This is a genomic window from Colwellia echini, from assembly GCF_002843355.2.
Taxonomy (GTDB): Bacteria; Pseudomonadota; Gammaproteobacteria; order Enterobacterales; family Alteromonadaceae; genus Colwellia; species Colwellia echini.
In genome coordinates this window covers 265,939-282,821 of the sequence record NZ_PJAI02000002.1, presented here as the reverse complement: position 1 = coordinate 282,821, position 16,883 = coordinate 265,939, and the positions used below count along the sequence as shown (strand labels likewise).

Genomic DNA, 16,883 nt, shown 5'->3' with positions numbered 1-16,883 from the left:
TTTTCCATTAACCCGAAAAGAAGAAATATTATCAATGGTTTCATTTGATACAAAAAGCTACAGCAAAAAACTATTACTTTTGATTAGTTGGAGCCATTGGTTCACATTTTTCAATATTATAGCAGCAATTGCCCTCTCCTCTTATTATGTATTTAGTGAAGACGCGCCAACAACATTATTGGGGCAAGCTTATTTAGTGACGACTTGGGTAAGCCATATTGCGTTTTTAACCTTTATGAGTTTTGTTTTAGTGTTATTTCCACTAACCCTGATCCTGCCTAATACCAAATTCATCAGAACAAGTGCTTCGATCATATTTACCCTTGGCCTACTACTATTAGTACTAGATGCCTTTATATACAGCCGTTTGGGTTACCATTTAAATGCTTCTTCTAGTGAGCAAATAATTAGCTTGATACAAGATATAGCAAAAGCAAATGTACTGTTTTATTTCATTAGTGGCGCATTGGCCATTGTAATATTAGGTTTTGAGTTCATTGTGAGTAATTATGCTTGGAAACATTTAAAGCAATTACAAAAAACAGTTTTTGCCCGTTATGTGATTTTTGGTTTAGTTTTATCATTCTTTTTTAGTCACTTAACTCACATTCAAGCAGACGTGAATCTTAATTATGATATTTTACGTCAAGACACTGTTTTGCCATTATCTTACCCAACAACAGCCAGAACCTTGTTGACTAAGTATGGTTTATTTAACAAGGACGATTATATAGAGCGCAAAAATAGCCCGTTATCATTTAGTCAAGCAATTCCGAAATACCCCACAATAGGTAATGGTGTAACTTCAGCGATAAATTGTCCTGCGATTGAAAATGAAACGGTTAAAAACTCAGTGTTTTTAGTGTTAAATGAACAGCAAGTATCTGTTGCGCAACTTAACCAGTTTATCAGACGCGCTACTGCTACTAACCTATATTTAACAAACAATATTGATACAGGTATGAAAGATGACGCTTGGTTTAATATGCTTTATTCATTACCTAGTCTTTATCAAGACGACATTCTAAAACAAGGTATTAAACCACTTTTATTTCAACGTATTGAGCAACAAGGCCTTGCTACTAGCTTAACCGTTATTTCTGATGATTCTGCAACTACTTCGGTTACCAATACTGTTGATGGCGTAACTGAAGAGGTTATTAGTGAGCCACGTTGGTTCGATTCATTTTTTACTGAACAAGTAGCATTAGAAAATGTTTCAAGTTTACTGTTTGCTAAAAAATTAAATAATAAACCAATTGGACTTCACGTTATCTACTTTAAAAATAAGCAAAATATTGAGTCTAATAGTAAAAATAAAAACGACATTAATAATCAATATCAATTTGAATTATTTGTTGATGCCCTGCTTCTTGCTCAAAAACAAAAAGCACAAAAAGATATTATTTGGATTAGTGCAATTGGTAATCTAAATAATAAAACGCGTTTAAATACTAAGCCTGCTTTGTTTATTTATCCTGAAGCTAGTAATGACGTTACGTATGAAGAAGTTACATTTAATACCAGTACAATGGATTTACAACCAACATTACTAAACAAGTGGCTTGGTTGCTCTTTGAACGGGAAAAATAATGGCATGGACTTGACCAAATTGAATAAAGATCGTGTTATTGCTAATACTACAAACAATGGCATTATTGTATTTGATAAAGATAAGTCTGTGTTTATTGACCAAAATGGTAACTTTCAAAGCTACTCAAGCCAGTTCTCATCACCTATAACGGTTAATGCTGATTTTCCGTTAATGATTGATGGTGTGCACTTTATTAAACTTTTTAGTCAACAACAAAAACCCTAAAGGTAACGTATAATGATTAGTTAATATAATTGAGCATATGTTAGACATTTGAATTACTAACACTAATATTTCGTTTAATTGTCATTGCATTACGTCAATAAAGCGTTAATATACACGCTGTAAATTTATTAACACCTCCAAAAAGTTTACAATGTCGGGGTATAGCGCAGCTTGGTAGCGCGTGCGTCTGGGGGACGTGAGGTCGCAAGTTCGAATCTTGCTACTCCGACCAAATATATCTTTATAAATTAGCCACTTAGTGAAAGTTGTGATGACTATCCAAGTGGCTTTTTTGTGTCTGGCTAACCGATGGCTAACTAAAGTTAAATTATTTTTGTTGATAAAAAGAGTCCACAGGTTGCTCAAGATGAAATAGGCACTTGTGAGGAACGGTATCTTGAAAATTTTTGTAGTAGTCGGCTAATCTTGGCTACTGATTTGAATTCAAGCCAGTATCTTTTATCTGATTCGTTTACTATGACACTAAGTCTCTGGAGTATAATGTTGGTAAAATGGTTTAACTATTAAAATCTCCAGACACTGGAAAGTAACAAGTGGCTGCGCCACTAAATATATATCAATAATTCCATAAAGAGGTCATTCGTTCGATTTACTCAATTGCAGTTCAGAGCCTTTTGCAGACATTAAGTGTAAGCGTTAAAACATCAGTTAGGTGACAAAATTAATTATGCCACTACACTTTCAGGTATCGGAGAGTCCAATTATCTACATTAAGTATATTAATCGTTATGAAAATTGCAGTTTTTATTCATTTTTGAATAACAAGCCAAACGGATTACCTGATTGTTGGCGACGTTGATATAAAATGAAGATAGTCAGTAACAATCCTAAAAATTCTGCACTAGGACCCGCCAACCAAATGCCAATTTCCGCGAACAACATTGGAAGTATAAAAATCAACGGTAAGGTAAAAATGTATACTTTTGCTAGGCGTAAAATAGCGGCTCTTTTGGCATCCCCCATGGCTTGAAATACCACACCTATCATCATTAAAGGACCTAATAAAAACAAGGCCGATGACATAATAGGTAAAATGCGTGCGACTTCTGCAATCACATGTATGTCGTTAACAAATACAGCTCCCAATTGATTTTTAAACAGTAAAACAAATAATTGACAAAATACACAATAAATCAAAGCGATGATGATGGCGATTTTAATAGCGCTGTTTGCTCTTAACCATTTTTTTGCGCCAATGTTATTACCTAAAATGGTTTGAAACGCCATGCTCAAGCCCAATAAAGGTAGAAAAATAAATGTCATAATTCGGGTGATAATGCCATAAGCTGCAACTATCATACTGTAGTTGTTATGACTCCAAACCTGTAAGTTATATAAAATAAAAGCAGAAGAAAGTGCTACACCTATATAAGACAAACTCGTTGGCGCGCCTAACGCTAAAAAATCTGACCATAATGTACGGTTGGTAGTAAAGCGCACAAGAGCAACTTTTAACGCTGTTTTACTGTAACGACGAAATAAGTACACAGCAAATAAGGATAAGATTTGCGCTAACAATGTTCCATAAACAGAACCAACAACCCCCCACTCAAGCATTGCAATAAAAATATAGTTAAATACAACATTAAAAAACACTGATAACAAAGGCACAACCGCCATAAAAGACATCTGCCCTTCACAACGTAAACTGTCGCTATTAACGGTAAGAATAAACAATAATGGTGAGAAAAAGATCATTAAAGATAAATAATCATAACTCATGCTAGATAAACTTTCTGAGCCATTATTAACAAACAACACCAATTGTTCACCGCCCATTAAAAACAGTAAAATCAGTAAAATGCAAACAAACATAGAGAGTGTCATCGCTTGTCCGTAGGCCGAGATAGCTTGGTCTTTTTTATTGGCCCCTAAAAGCCTTGCCATCACACTGGAAAAGCCAGCAGACACCCAGCTTGATAAAGCTACCAATAACATAAAGGCAGGAAATACCGAGGTCACGGCAGCAAGAGCGTGTGCGCCAACATATTCGCCAAGAAAATAAGCATCAACTAATGAAAACGAACCATTAACCAGCATCATGAAAATAATAGGTGCCGCGGTTTTCATAAAAACAGACGGCAACGAACCCACTAAAAACATATTGTTAGAAGAAGTAGTCATATTTTAAACATTCCTAATTTGTTAAAGCGCATCAGCAAAAAGCTATTTAATGGGCAAATAAATGTCAGTGATCACCTCATGCTCTGGCACGTCGTGAACAAAATTTACATAATGAAAAAACACAGGGAAATCTCGGCATTGTTCACCACTTGTTGGTAACCATTGTTCATATAAATAATAAACACCTTTTTTTAAGTCATCGCGATTACCAATATCACGAACAACTGCGCAACGCCCTGCTGGAATAATTTGGTTAACCACACCAAATTCATTTTCTGGAATATCTGCTTTTACCGCGCCACATAAATCAAAATGAAAATCTTCTGCTTTGACTACATTCGGATCAGAATAAGGGATTCCGTAAGTATTGCTGCTTGTGAATGGCGATAACTTGCTTGCTTTGCGCCAAGCAATAAACTTCATTGATGTCTGGTAATGAAGTTTAGGATCGCCATAATGCGCTAATGCCGCTACTTTCTGCTCTTTAAAATCAACAATATTTACAGTCATTTTGTCATCTTGTCTTTCAGTTACAGGTAAGGTTAACGTATTAATTTTCTCATGCCAGTTATGCCACATCGGAGACTTCCTAAACTCAGAAGGACTTTGGCCAAACTCGCGCTTAAATGCCCTTGAAAATGCCTCGGCACTTTCAAACCTAGCTTCAAAAGCAATGTCGATAATTTTAATATCAGTTTTAAACACTAACCTAAAAGACGCGCGTTTTAGGCGTGACATCTGAATAAACTTAATTAAGTTAAGGCCTGTATAAGCAGAAAAAACACGATGAAAATGATATTTAGAAAAGCCCGAAACTGCACTTAACATTTCTAGCGTTAAGTCATCATCAAGATTCTGATTGATGTAATCGCACACTCTAATAATACTTTGTTCGAGATTACTCATTTGATCTGATTTACTCTCTGGTTCATTATCTTAAGTTGATTTTATATCTTGCAGTAAAAGAATATTGATTGAGATTGCTAGTTCATTAATTTTTTTAAAATAATTAATATAGATTAAATTTAAACTGCTTGAAGTTGTATAGCGTTTTTATAATAACTCCTGTGATTATTAAGAGTTAAACAACTCACATGAAAATATAATGAATTATAATCAAACTGTCTTGAAGTAAAAATCGTACTGTTTTTGTCAAATGATTTCTTGGGCTATAAGTGTTCAGGTGTGAAGCGGCTTTGTCGGATCTGCTGCCTTCCTGAATTTAATCAGCGCGTTTAATATTAATAACTCTATCTTCTACATGTTGCAGTAATGGTTCAAGCTCTTGAGCCGGAGCATTAAACCAAACGTCTTTGTCTCTTGCTAGAATCAAAGCAGGCATTCGTTTATGGTACTCTCCACACTTATCATTAGGTTGAGTTGTTAGCGTTACAAGCTCTGTATGGTCACCTTGAAACAAAATGCCAGCCATATACAAAGGCATTTTATTGGCATGTTCAAAGAGGTATTTAACCTTTTTACCTTCTTCTGTTCGCCATTCAAACCATCCGTTACAAGGCACTAAACAACGTTGGCTTTGGAATGCTTGCTTAAATGTTGGTTTAGTCGCTACTGTTTCAGCTTGGGCATTAATGATGAGCTTTTTTGACCAGTTAGGTTTAATCCCCCACAAAGCATTTACTTGTTGAAAGCTTGAGCCATTATTAACAATTGTTGCTACCGATTGACTAGGACGTAAATCAGCGTTAGTTTCTACACTGTAATGCGTATTAAATAGCTCACTCACTATAGGGGATAAACTTTTGTCTACACTAAACCTACCGCACATACTGACCTCAACATGATTATCTCAACAAACAACATTAACAAACTAAATTAACATATTATCTTAGGTATATCTGACCATTTACTGGTGTAACTGGGGGATAAAAAATTTCGCCTCATTGCCCATTTATCACTTTTTTCAGCAACTGCTACTTCGACAGCTCCTCTACCGTAACGATAATTTATTTGGTCATAGCATTTCATTAATGGTGGATTATTTAAGCTCAGCGTAAACATATCTTGCTGTTGAAACTGGCTATTTTCTAGTTCAACGCCACCTACTCCACAGCGATAAAAACTTACACCTTGCCTATAAATATTATCAAATACATAAGAAATTGCACCGACGATTTTTAAGGTATTATCTGTTGCTATGGGGAACTCGTAAATAAATGATTTTTTATAATAGTTATCGTCATGTGGTGAGCTCGATGCAAAAATAACTAGTCGCTTAATTAAAGACCCTTGTTTTCTAACTTTAGTCGCGACGATACTTGCGTGACTTGCTAGCGCAGCTTTAAGTACATGCTCGTCGGTGACTCGTTGTCCAAAGCTTCGCGTAGAAAATATCTCTTGCTTGTCTTGCCCTATCTCATCCCATTTTAAACACGGTATTCCATTTAATTCATTTACGGTACGTTCAACAGTGACACCAAATTGACTACGCATTGCTTTGGGTGATTGATTAGCTAAGTCCCAACCGTTTTTAATACCTAATTGACTTAATTTTTTACCAAGTTTGTTACCTACGCCCCATATGTCAGTTAACGACATACAGGTGAGTATATCTTTACGTGAGCTAGTTCCATCGCTACTATCCTCAATAACAGCAACACCATCAAAACCAGGGAGCTTTTTAGAGGCATGATTAGCCGCTTTAGCCAGTGTTAATGTTGCACCAAAGCCTACACCGACGGGTAATCGTGTTTCTCGCCAAACTGCCTTACGTATTACATGACCATATTGATGCCAATCATCAATACAGCTGAAGTTTTTGAAGTGCAAGAAGGACTCATCAATAGAATAGACGTAGTGATTATCAGAATACCGAGCAATAACATTCATCATTCGCTCACTTAAATCTGCATAAAGCTCATAATTAGATGAACGAACAACAACGTTATGTTTTTCTAAAAAATGTTTAATTTTAAAGTAAGGTATAAATTTAGGTACGCCAAGTTCTCGCGCTAAAGGACAAACAGCACATACACAACCATCGTTGTTAGTTAAAACTACAACGGGTTTATGTCTTATGCTCGGGTCAAATACCTTCTCGCAACGGGCATAAAATGAAACCGCATCAACTAACCCAAACATGACAATAACGCGGGTAATTTTTTATGTAATCTAAAAGATACTGTTACCACGCCTTCTATCTGAAAATCATCTGAGGCAGTTATTTCAATTGGCTTGTGGTCATCGGATGCCGATAATAAAAGTGCTTTATCCGTATCAATAATTTTGCATACGAAGCAACCATTAAAGTTGGCTACGATGACAGAGCCATTGCTTACGTACTCAGCCCTATCAACCACAAGGACATCACCATTAAATATTCCCCGCCTCTCCATTGAGCGACCGTTAGCTAAACCAAAAAAGGTCGCATTAGGGTGTTTAAGCAGTAACTCTTCCAAAGATAAATTTAATTCTTTATATTCCGCAGCTGGAGATTCAAAACCTGATATCCCTGCTTCAATATAAACGGGTATTACTTTCATAAACACACCAGTGAGCTGTACATAAATACAGTATAGTGGTTTATTAGAATATTTAGAAGTTAATATCTTAAATTATGATCGAATGCTGTGTGATTTAAGATGATGAATATAGGAAATGACAAAGCTACGATGTTCTTTGCAAAGGTGGGCTTCTAATTAAAGGTGTTGCTGAAGTTTTTGGTTACCTGACCACTCAATTGCATTGGGTTTGCCGCCAATAAATTAAGTTTATTTTGCACTCAGTTGACATTGTTTATTATTCACTGACGGCAACTCTTAAGTATAAAAACTCTGCAAGCACTCGCCTGTTTGTTCGTTAACATTTAAATCAGAATATAATTGAATAGGTCTATCTTTTTTCTTGATATGTAATCCGCCCATTGCAAGCGTGTAACCTTGCCAATCGTTATTGTCCGCAGCAAAACGCGCTTGCTCTAATAACGCATCTTTTTTATCTATAAACTTAGTTCGTAATCGCCTTAACTCACGCCAAATTGAAACACTCGCACCACCAATTTGTTGAAACTGACGAATACACCAACATGAAGCCCAAGCATCAATACGTTCTGCGACAAGTATCGAATCATTACCGAACTTATCTTCACCCACTGATGCTTAGTAGCAAAGCCATAAATGAAAGGAGGCATAAGCAGTTTGAGTTTATAAATCCTGAGAATAAAATAAATACTCCCAAAACTAATGAATTATCAAGCTTTTTTACACTGCAGAATGGATAACAAATAACTAACTCAATGTCATTTCCCTGAGCATAGGTTAAATATTAACAAGAATAAACACCAACCAAATCATATTAACGGTAATTAAAAACAGTAAATTAAAATGCGGATTGTCACTTTCTCGCCTACTTCGGTATTTATCAACTAGCAACGCACAATAACTTCCTAATGCACTAAGCCATAACATTATATATAAGTAACCTGTAAGTGGTGTTAACCAAAATTGACGTACTTCAATATCATAATAACGAAGCACGCCATATTCTGTGTCAGGTGCCGCGTAATATGCCATGACTAAGGCGATTAAAAATAGTACCCAACTAATAATCATTAGGCCGATTTTGGCATGCACCCAAATATCGGCTGTTTTTCGTCGCTCGGCGCTTTTTTTTGTCTGAGGATCAACTTGCTGCTCTGATGTGTGTGTCATAACTAGTAATTGCCTCGATTTAAAAATAATATAATCACTGCTTCATGTAACAGATTACATAAATGGGTTAATTAGCTCCGTAGTAGTCATTATTTAGTTGTTTTAACGGCTTCTATACAATTAAGCATTGCATTTATGCCTTGTCACGGTAACATGACACCCAATTTTTACATATTAACATAAGCATAGTACAAATAGATTATTGCTAACTTCACTTAAATTATGGAGAGTTGGCTTATTAACTGTATTTTGCATTTCAATTCATTAAATAAGTATAAGAGGTCATTAATGTCAGTTATATCAATTACTGATGTATTAGCAGGAAATTTTCCAGTTAATGAGAGCATTACCGTTCACGGTTGGATCAGAACACGCCGTGACTCGAAAGCGGGTATTTCATTTTTAGCATTGCATGATGGTTCATGTTTCGATGCTATTCAAGCCATTGTACCAAGTGAACTCGACAATTATGAAAGTGATGTACTTAAGCTTACTACTGGTTGTTCAGTAAAAGTTACTGGTATTTTGGTTGAATCTCCAGGCCAAGGTCAAGCATTTGAAATTCAAGCAACAGCTGTTGAAGTATTAGGTTTTGTTGAAGACCCAGATACTTACCCAATGGCGGCAAAACGTCATAGTATTGAATTTTTACGTGAACAAGCACATTTACGTCCGCGCACCAACATTGGCGGCGCGGTAACTCGTGTTCGTAACTGTTTAGCACAAGCTATTCATCGTTTCTTACATAGCAAAGGTTACTTTTGGATCAGCACACCACTTATTACAGGAAGTGATTGCGAAGGTGCTGGTGAGATGTTCCGTGTTAGTACATTAGACAATGAGAACTTACCACGTGACGATGCAGGTAAAGTTGATTACAAGAAAGACTTTTTTGGTAAAGAGACGTTTTTAACGGTTTCAGGTCAATTAAACGTAGAAACTTATTGTAACGCGTTATCAAAAGTGTATACATTCGGCCCAACATTTAGAGCGGAAAACTCCAATACAAGTAGACACTTAGCTGAATTTTGGATGGTTGAACCGGAAATCGCTTTTGCTAATCTTTCTGACGCTGCGGATTTAGCAGAAGAAATGCTTAAATACGTATTAAAAGCTGTTTTAGAAGAACGTCCTGATGATATGGCCTTCTTCCAACAACGTGTCGATAAAACAGTAATTGAGCGTTTAAACTCTGTTATTAATACTGATTTTGTTCGTCTTGATTACACTGATGCAATTACTATTTTAGAAAACTGCGGTAAGCAATTTGAAAACCCAGTATCTTGGGGCGTAGATTTAAATTCTGAGCATGAACGTTTCTTAGCTGAAGAGCATTTTAACGGCCCTGTTGTTTTACAAAACTATCCGAAAGATATTAAGTCTTTCTACATGCGTTTAAATGACGATGGCAAAACTGTTGCTGCAATGGATATTCTTGCCCCAGGTATTGGTGAGATTATCGGAGGTAGTCAACGTGAAGAACGTCTTGACGTATTAGACAGTCGTTTAGGTGAAATGGGCTTAGATACTGCCGATTACTCTTGGTACAGAGATTTACGCCGCTACGGTACTGTACCTCATGCAGGTTTTGGTTTAGGTTTTGAACGTTTAGTGGCTTACGCAACAGGTATGCAAAACGTACGTGACGTAATTCCTTTCCCAAGAACGCCAAATAACGCAGCGTTTTAATAATTAATACTAAGATATTGAAAAAGTATACTTACTTAATTTCAATATCCTTAGGTTAGGTATTACATTATTTGAAAAGGCAACGTTTGTTGCCTTTTTTATTTCCCTCTTTTTGTCATCAAATTCAGCTATAGTTATAATATATTAACTATGCACTCCTCCCAAACTTAAGCTTGTGCAACATAAGTAAAATATTTAACGGCTATATTGTTAATTAAACAATAACGTAACTGATGTGAATTAAAAAACAAGAGACTCATAAATGAATGTAATATTGCGACCTGCTACCAATTTAATGAATCAATTGACCTATTTGCAAAAATTCATATTAATCAGTTTAATTAGTGTTGTGCCTTTATTAGTGCTTGCTTATATGCAGCTACAAACCTTCCATCAGGCTGAACAAATTACCCAAAAAGAATTAAACGGACTGCAAGAACTAGCTTTAGCTTTTAACTTGATTGATATTGCCGGTCAGCGTAATGACTTAATACTTATTCGTGGCACCGATACACGTGTAGATGTAAATCTTGCTAAGCAAATTGAGCAAAAAGGGTCAGAGTACTTACAAACACTAAATACATTAAAAGAATTAGCCGTCAACAATGAGCAAATGTCATATATTGACAAAATAAACGACTTATCAACAGAAATAGCCGTTGATCGCAGCAAAACTACTGCAAGAATGAGTTTGGTAGAGAAATATAATATTTTGAACCAATCAGTTAATAAAACCTGGGAATTAATACGTACCATAGCTCATGAAGCTGGATTATCAAGAGATAAGAACGCTCAAAATTTCTTTTTAATGAAATTAATTATTGATGATCTGGAACTCGCTATTAAACACCAAGGTATGCACCGAAGCTTTGCTAGTATGGCGTTTAAAACTGGGCAACTATCAAGCCGATCATTAGATGCCTTTGACCAAGTTTTACTGTTTTTAGATCAAGATGCGAACGGTATCAAGATAAAGCTAACGCCGTTAGCTAGCCACGATGAATTAGCCGATATTAGCGCACGTGTTGTACAACAATTACAACAGGATGTTATTACCTTAGACGATATTCTTCTTGCGGAAGAGTTTAACCAACCTTGGCTAGTTTACTTCAATGAAGGCGTAAAGGCTTTAACCGTCATCAATGATTTTATTGACCTATCTATCGGTATGATTGAATCAGATTTACAACTCAGAGCCAATCAACAGCAGCAAGATTTCAATATACTGCTAGTTACCTGTATATTGGTATTAGTCTTTGTTTGTTATTTAATGTTAGGTTTTAACTTATCGGTTAGACGTAGTATTCATGAAATTTTAACCACTGCGCGTGAAGTGTCTAAGGGCGACTTAACGGTTCAAGTGATTTCAAACAGTAAAGATGAAATTGGTCAACTAGGTGAAGAATTTAACCAAATGACCGCTAATATACGTAACCTTATTCGCGAAGTAAGTAATACGGCTACTGTGGTAGTTACCCAAACCACAATAGTTGATGAAATTGCTACCCAAAGCAGTCAAGCGATTGCTTTACAAAGCAGTGAAATAGACCAAATTACCCACTCAGTAAAAGATATGTCATTGAGTGTTGATGCTGTAGCCAATAAAATATCAGAAGCCTCTACCGCTTCAGTTAAAGTTAGCGATGAAGCAAACACGGGTAATAACTTAGTTGAATCATCTATCACCAGTATCAAGGTACTTTCCTCTAACATAGATCATTCTCTTGCCATGATTAAGTTACTCGCTAAAGAAAGTGATGGTATTTCTGTGGTGCTTGATGTAATTAAAAATATTGCCGACCAAACCAATTTACTTGCCTTAAATGCGGCTATTGAAGCGGCTCGAGCAGGAGAGCAAGGCCGTGGATTCGCGGTTGTAGCAGATGAAGTAAGAACATTAGCGCAAAAAACACAACAATCCACCCAACAAATTGAACAAATAATATTGCGCCTACAAACAGGTGTTGCTGATACAGCCAAAGCAATGGAAATTAGCTTTGAAAATGTAGGTAAAAGTGTTGCTTCCTCAGAGGAAGTTGGTGAATCATTAGCTAGAATATTACTATCTGCTCAAAATATTGTAGATGTTAATGAACAGATAGTAAAAGCTACTGATGAACAGTCTTTAGTAGCTCAAGATATAGATGAAAAAATATTTGCTATCAATGGATTAGCCAGTAATACCGCTGAGGGTGCAAAAAATACAGCAAACTCACTTGATAATATGGTTGAGCAAACTAATCATTTAAATGAAGTAATACATAGTTTCAAAATATAATCGGTTATTGCCAATAGCTAACATGCGCTTGATAGTCTTTAGCCGGTTTTGCATTGGCTTCTTTTGTTGGCGTTCCTAAGTACAGATAGCCTACAATTTCATTGTCATTTGTAACGCCTAAACCTTTTTTTACTATTGGGTTGTATGCAAAATCACCGGTTCGCCACATTGCACCATAACCTAAAGCAAATGCTGCCATTTGCATAGCATGTGCGCAACAACCAGCAGCAACAAGTTGCTCTTGTTTAGGTACTTTACTGTGCTCGGCATAGTTAGTAGAAATGACAATTATCATAGGCGCTCTAAAAGGCATTTTTGCAGTTTTTTCTTTTTTATCTAAGATTACTTGCTCTTCAAAATCGGAGTTAGTTAACTCTACAGAAACAGCTTGTAGGTAAATATCACTTAATTTCTGTAACCCCTGCCCTGAAACCACCTGAAAGTGCCATGGCTTTAATCCCCCATGATCAGGCACTCGCATGCCTGCAGCTAATAAAGTTGATAAATCATCATCCGTTGGAGCCGGAGACGTTAACATAGGGGTTGATTGTCGTTGTAATAATAATTCAATTGCATTCATAATGCGCTTTCCTCTAACTCTTTTAATTATTTATAAATTTTATCACTTTTCGGCGTACTGTGTGCGCTTAAGTTACACAATTTATAACTTAACTTGAGCTTTTGATAATTTAATAAATTCCTTCGCTTTTATTCTTGACTTAACCGCTATGAATAGCCACTATGCAGAAGAACTTTATCGCATTTCAGGAATGTCAAATAACATGCAACACCTTATACTCGCCATGAAACATAACCGAGCCCATAAAGCTGCAGCTACTCGCTGTACTTTTATGCATGTTCGACTGTGGTTAGTTGTTCGCTTGTTACTAGCCCCTAAATGCGGAGTATTGAAAAGTTAATTTTATTCAAACAAACTAATTAGATCTAAATCGATTAGTTAAATAAAAAGTTCACTTCTAAACCGCAACAGTTATCTCTTGCGGTTTTTTGTTTTCTATTCACCTTAATCCGCAATTTTTGATGTCGCTGTTTAATATCAAAAACTCAATAATTGAGATATTTACAAAGGAGAAGGAAAATGTCTGTGTCTATTGCCTATTTGGCAGTTTTATTAATATGGTCCACCACCCCGTTGGGAATTGTGTGGAGTAGCGAATCAATTAGCCCAAGTTTAGCGGTATTAGTACGTATGCTTATTGCTGTACTGCTTGGTGCTATTGTGATTAAAGCGCGCCGTATTAATTTACCATGGCACAAAAAGGCTTTAACCTTATACACTTATTCTGCAATAGGTATTTTTGGAGGCATGCTATGCTCGTATCTTGCGGCAACGTATTTATCATCCGGTATCATTTCATTAGTGTTTGGCTTTTCGCCGGTTATTTCTGCCGTTCTAGCGAAATACATTTTAAATGAGCCAAATATTAGTAATATTCGTAAAATTTCTATGGCTATTTCACTATTGGGCTTAGGAATTGTTTGCTCAGACAATTTTAATTTAACCGACGGTGGTTTTTATGGCGTGATATTTATATTGATGGCGGTGTTTTTCTTTAGTTTAAGTGGCGTGTTAGTTAAAAGCATTACCTTAGCCATACACCCATTAGCCACTACTGTAGGTGCTTTAACCGTCGCTACACCAATGTTTTTTATCAGTTGGTTGTTACTTGATGGTAATTTAACTACCGAGCTTTGGCTGGCAAAATCTATTTGGGCAACAGTCTATTTGGGTGTGTTTGGTTCGTTAATTGGCTTTTATGCCTACTTTACCGTATTACAGAAACTGTCTGCGAGTAATGTAACGTTAATCACCTTAATAACACCAGTAATTGCTTTAACCTTAGGAGCTTTGCTCAATGGTGAGAATATTAATAATGAATTGATCATTGGTGCATTTTTAATATTAATGGGCTTAACGCTTTATCACTTTGGGCATCGCTATCAAAAACTAATTGGCGGTATTAAAAAGTATTTAATCCATAACAGATAAGCGCTGATCAAGGTGAGCTTATTGCAAATTAAAGCGGAAAATTTTATTGATGTTCCGCTTTAATTTACGCATAAATAGTTTAAATCTCGATTATTATTTACAACTAACTTAATGATTTAATTACCTGAAAAATAATTACAATCTAGATCATTACTGCTGTTAAACTTATTAGTGCATTAAGGTAGTATAAGCGATCTAATTTATACATTTTAATATCTACTTTGAAATTAACAATTAATACATAACTAAAGAAACAACTATGAACAATAAACCTGGCATTATAAAACGGATATTTTCTTCGCTATGGGCTGTAATAAGCTTTTCGCGCTCTGTGGTAGTCAACCTAGTATTTTTTATACTTCTATTTGGTTTTATTGCCATAATTTCCGACGGTGAAGAGCCTATTCTAGTGCCCGACCAAACAGCGCTAGTATTAAATCTTACCGGCGATATTGTAGAGCAAAAACGTGAAATAGATCCGATGGAAGCATTTTTAAGCGAAGCCATGGAGCAACAAGAAGATAATCCTGAAGTATTACTAACTGACATAATTGATGTACTTGCGACAGCAAGGGAAGATGAACGCATACAAGTATTAGTACTCCAACTTCATGGCCTCAACAGTACAGGTTTAAATATACTACAAGATATAGCTACAGCACTTGAAGACTTTAAAACTTCAGGTAAAAAAATTATCGCCCTTGGCGACCAGTTTAGCCAAGATCAATACTACCTTGCCAGTACCGCCAATGATATCTGGTTAAATCCGCAAGGTTACCTATTACTTGATGGTTATGGCCGTTATCAAACATATTTTAAATCCGCATTAGAAAAGTTATCAATTAATCAACATATTTTTAGAGTGGGTACTTTCAAATCAGCCGTTGAACCATTTATTCGCGATGATATGTCGTCAGCTGCAAAAGAAGCTAATGAACTTTGGCTAGATGATCTATGGCTGCAATATAAAACCGCTGTAGCAAAACGACGTAAATTCTCTATCGATAACTTTGATGATGACATAAATACCTTGGTAGAAAAGTTTACTGCGGCTGAAGGAAGTTTCGCTCAATACGCGCTAAATAATCATTGGGTTGACCAACTTCTGTCTCGTCAACAAATGCGTGATGAGCTTATTAGTTTAGTGGGAAAAAATAAGAAAGGTGATAGCTACAGCAAAATTAGTTATAAACATTATATTGCTGCAACGAGTTCTCCGCTGGAAGATAGCTTAGAACAAAGCAATGAGTTAACCCCATTAAGTAAAGATAAAATAGCGATAATTGTTGCTAAAGGCACCATTTTAGATGGCGAACAAAAACCTGGGACTATTGGCGGTGATAGTACCGCCCAGTTATTACGTAAAGCTAGAAATAATGACGATGTTAAAGCGGTTGTTCTAAGAGTTGACAGCCCAGGTGGTAGTGCTTTTGCTTCAGAAATTATTAGTCAAGAAGTAGAGTTATTAAAAGCTGCAGGCAAACCTGTTGTAGCTTCTATGGGAAATTATGCAGCCTCAGGCGGTTATTGGATTTCTGCTCCTGCAGATCTCATTTACGCCTCTCCTGCTACTATCACCGGCTCAATTGGTATTTTTGGTATGATGATGACTTTTGAAGACTCGTTAAGTAAATTAGGGATTTATACTGACGGTGTTGGTACTACAGATATTGCGGGCTTTGGCCCAACTCAATCGCTTTCACCAGGTATGGCAACGTTATTTCAATTGTCTGTAAATAAAGGTTACCAAGAGTTTATTCAATTAGTCGCCACTAATCGCAGCATGACATTGGAGCAAGTAGATGCGGTTGCACAAGGTCGTGTTTGGTCTGGGCGAAAAGCAAAGGAGCTTGGTTTAGTTGACGAACTAGGTAATTTAGATGACGCCATATTCGCTGCCGCTAAATTGGCAAAATTAGAGCAATACGACACCTTATTAATTAAGAAAGAGCAATCATCACGAAGCAAAATATTACAACAGCTAATGGGGAAATCATCGTTATTATCTTCATTCATGTTCAGTCAGCTTGATAATATTGATTCTGATATTGGTTTAGACAGTAATGTTGTCAACGCCACTGCCAAACAACCATTAAATCAATTAATGATAAAAATGAAAAATGAATTAAAGCAATTGAATCAGTTTAATGATCCTCAAGGTCGTTATACTTTATGTCTTGCTTGTGGTGTTAATTAATGAAACTGGAATAACTCAGTAAAAGTTATAAGTATAAATTGTAGATATAAAAAGAGGTAGTTAAGCAATTAACT

General features: G+C 36.0%; 14 protein-coding genes and 1 tRNA gene. 7 read left to right on the top strand and 8 right to left on the bottom strand.

The genetic code is table 11. From position 1 onward, the window contains the following. Positions 1-34: 34 nt before the first annotated feature. Together CWS31_RS03750 and CWS31_RS03745 are read left to right on the top strand one after the other, a co-directional pair. Positions 35-1,819 carry a DUF3413 domain-containing protein gene (locus CWS31_RS03750; protein WP_101344436.1) on the top strand — a complete coding sequence of 595 codons (1,785 nt, stop codon included), beginning with the start codon at positions 35-37 and terminating at the stop codon, positions 1,817-1,819. A 155-nt stretch (positions 1,820-1,974) separates the two neighbouring features. Continuing rightward, a tRNA-Pro gene (locus tag CWS31_RS03745) sits at positions 1,975-2,051 on the top strand. 533 nt (positions 2,052-2,584) lie between these two features. On the opposite strand, the gene CWS31_RS03740 is transcribed toward CWS31_RS03745, so the two are convergent. The 7 genes from CWS31_RS03740 to CWS31_RS03710 all read right to left on the bottom strand — a co-directional run bounded on the left by CWS31_RS03740 (position 2,585) and on the right by CWS31_RS03710 (position 8,634). Next, positions 2,585-3,964 carry an MATE family efflux transporter gene (locus CWS31_RS03740; protein WP_101344437.1) on the bottom strand — a complete coding sequence of 460 codons (1,380 nt, stop codon included), beginning with the start codon at positions 3,962-3,964 and terminating at the stop codon, positions 2,585-2,587. A gap of 42 nt (positions 3,965-4,006) precedes the next feature. Next, entirely contained in the window at positions 4,007-4,870 is an 864-nt protein-coding gene (locus CWS31_RS03735; RefSeq protein WP_101344438.1) for an AraC family transcriptional regulator, read from the bottom strand. 316 nt (positions 4,871-5,186) lie between these two features. Then, positions 5,187-5,753 (bottom strand): SOS response-associated peptidase, encoded by a 567-nt coding sequence (locus CWS31_RS03730; RefSeq protein ID WP_101344439.1) that lies wholly within the window; start codon positions 5,751-5,753, stop codon positions 5,187-5,189. A 47-nt stretch (positions 5,754-5,800) separates the two neighbouring features. Continuing rightward, complete coding sequence (locus CWS31_RS03725; RefSeq protein WP_101344440.1) at positions 5,801-7,066, bottom strand: Y-family DNA polymerase; 1,266 nt, start codon at positions 7,064-7,066, stop codon at positions 5,801-5,803. Beyond that, entirely contained in the window at positions 7,054-7,467 is a 414-nt protein-coding gene (locus tag CWS31_RS03720; RefSeq protein ID WP_101344441.1) for a LexA family protein, read from the bottom strand. The genes CWS31_RS03725 and CWS31_RS03720 overlap by 13 nt, the downstream gene beginning before the upstream one ends. A gap of 276 nt (positions 7,468-7,743) precedes the next feature. Continuing rightward, positions 7,744-8,076, bottom strand: coding sequence for a hypothetical protein (locus CWS31_RS03715; RefSeq protein ID WP_101344442.1), 333 nt, complete (start codon positions 8,074-8,076; stop codon positions 7,744-7,746). Positions 8,077-8,241: 165 nt separating this feature from the next. After that, on the bottom strand, positions 8,242-8,634 hold the full coding sequence (locus CWS31_RS03710) for a hypothetical protein (RefSeq protein ID WP_211355788.1): 393 nt from the start codon (positions 8,632-8,634) through the stop codon (positions 8,242-8,244). Positions 8,635-8,922: 288 nt separating this feature from the next. Between CWS31_RS03710 and asnS the strand changes: the two genes are divergently transcribed. Together asnS and CWS31_RS03700 are read left to right on the top strand one after the other, a co-directional pair. Further along, complete coding sequence (gene asnS, locus CWS31_RS03705) at positions 8,923-10,323, top strand: asparagine--tRNA ligase (RefSeq protein ID WP_101344443.1); 1,401 nt, start codon at positions 8,923-8,925, stop codon at positions 10,321-10,323. A gap of 262 nt (positions 10,324-10,585) precedes the next feature. Further along, positions 10,586-12,601 (top strand): methyl-accepting chemotaxis protein, encoded by a 2,016-nt coding sequence (locus CWS31_RS03700; RefSeq protein WP_101344444.1) that lies wholly within the window; start codon positions 10,586-10,588, stop codon positions 12,599-12,601. 4 nt (positions 12,602-12,605) lie between these two features. Here CWS31_RS03700 and CWS31_RS03695 read toward each other — a convergent pair whose 3' ends face one another. Continuing rightward, a complete protein-coding gene (locus tag CWS31_RS03695) occupies positions 12,606-13,181 on the bottom strand; it encodes an NAD(P)H nitroreductase (protein ID WP_101344445.1) in 576 nt (191 codons plus the stop codon). Between the two features lie 202 nt (positions 13,182-13,383). Here CWS31_RS03695 and CWS31_RS17525 point away from each other — a divergent pair, with 202 nt between their 5' ends. The 3 genes from CWS31_RS17525 (at position 13,384) to sppA (ending at position 16,809) form a co-directional block, all read left to right on the top strand. Further along, positions 13,384-13,521 (top strand): hypothetical protein, encoded by a 138-nt coding sequence (locus CWS31_RS17525; protein WP_170252755.1) that lies wholly within the window; start codon positions 13,384-13,386, stop codon positions 13,519-13,521. Between the two features lie 179 nt (positions 13,522-13,700). Continuing rightward, on the top strand, positions 13,701-14,612 hold the full coding sequence (locus CWS31_RS03690) for a DMT family transporter (protein ID WP_101344446.1): 912 nt from the start codon (positions 13,701-13,703) through the stop codon (positions 14,610-14,612). 259 nt (positions 14,613-14,871) lie between these two features. Then, positions 14,872-16,809, top strand: a complete 1,938-nt coding sequence (gene sppA / locus CWS31_RS03685) for a signal peptide peptidase SppA (RefSeq protein ID WP_101344447.1) — start codon at positions 14,872-14,874, stop codon at positions 16,807-16,809. The last annotated feature ends 74 nt before the right edge of the window (positions 16,810-16,883 follow it).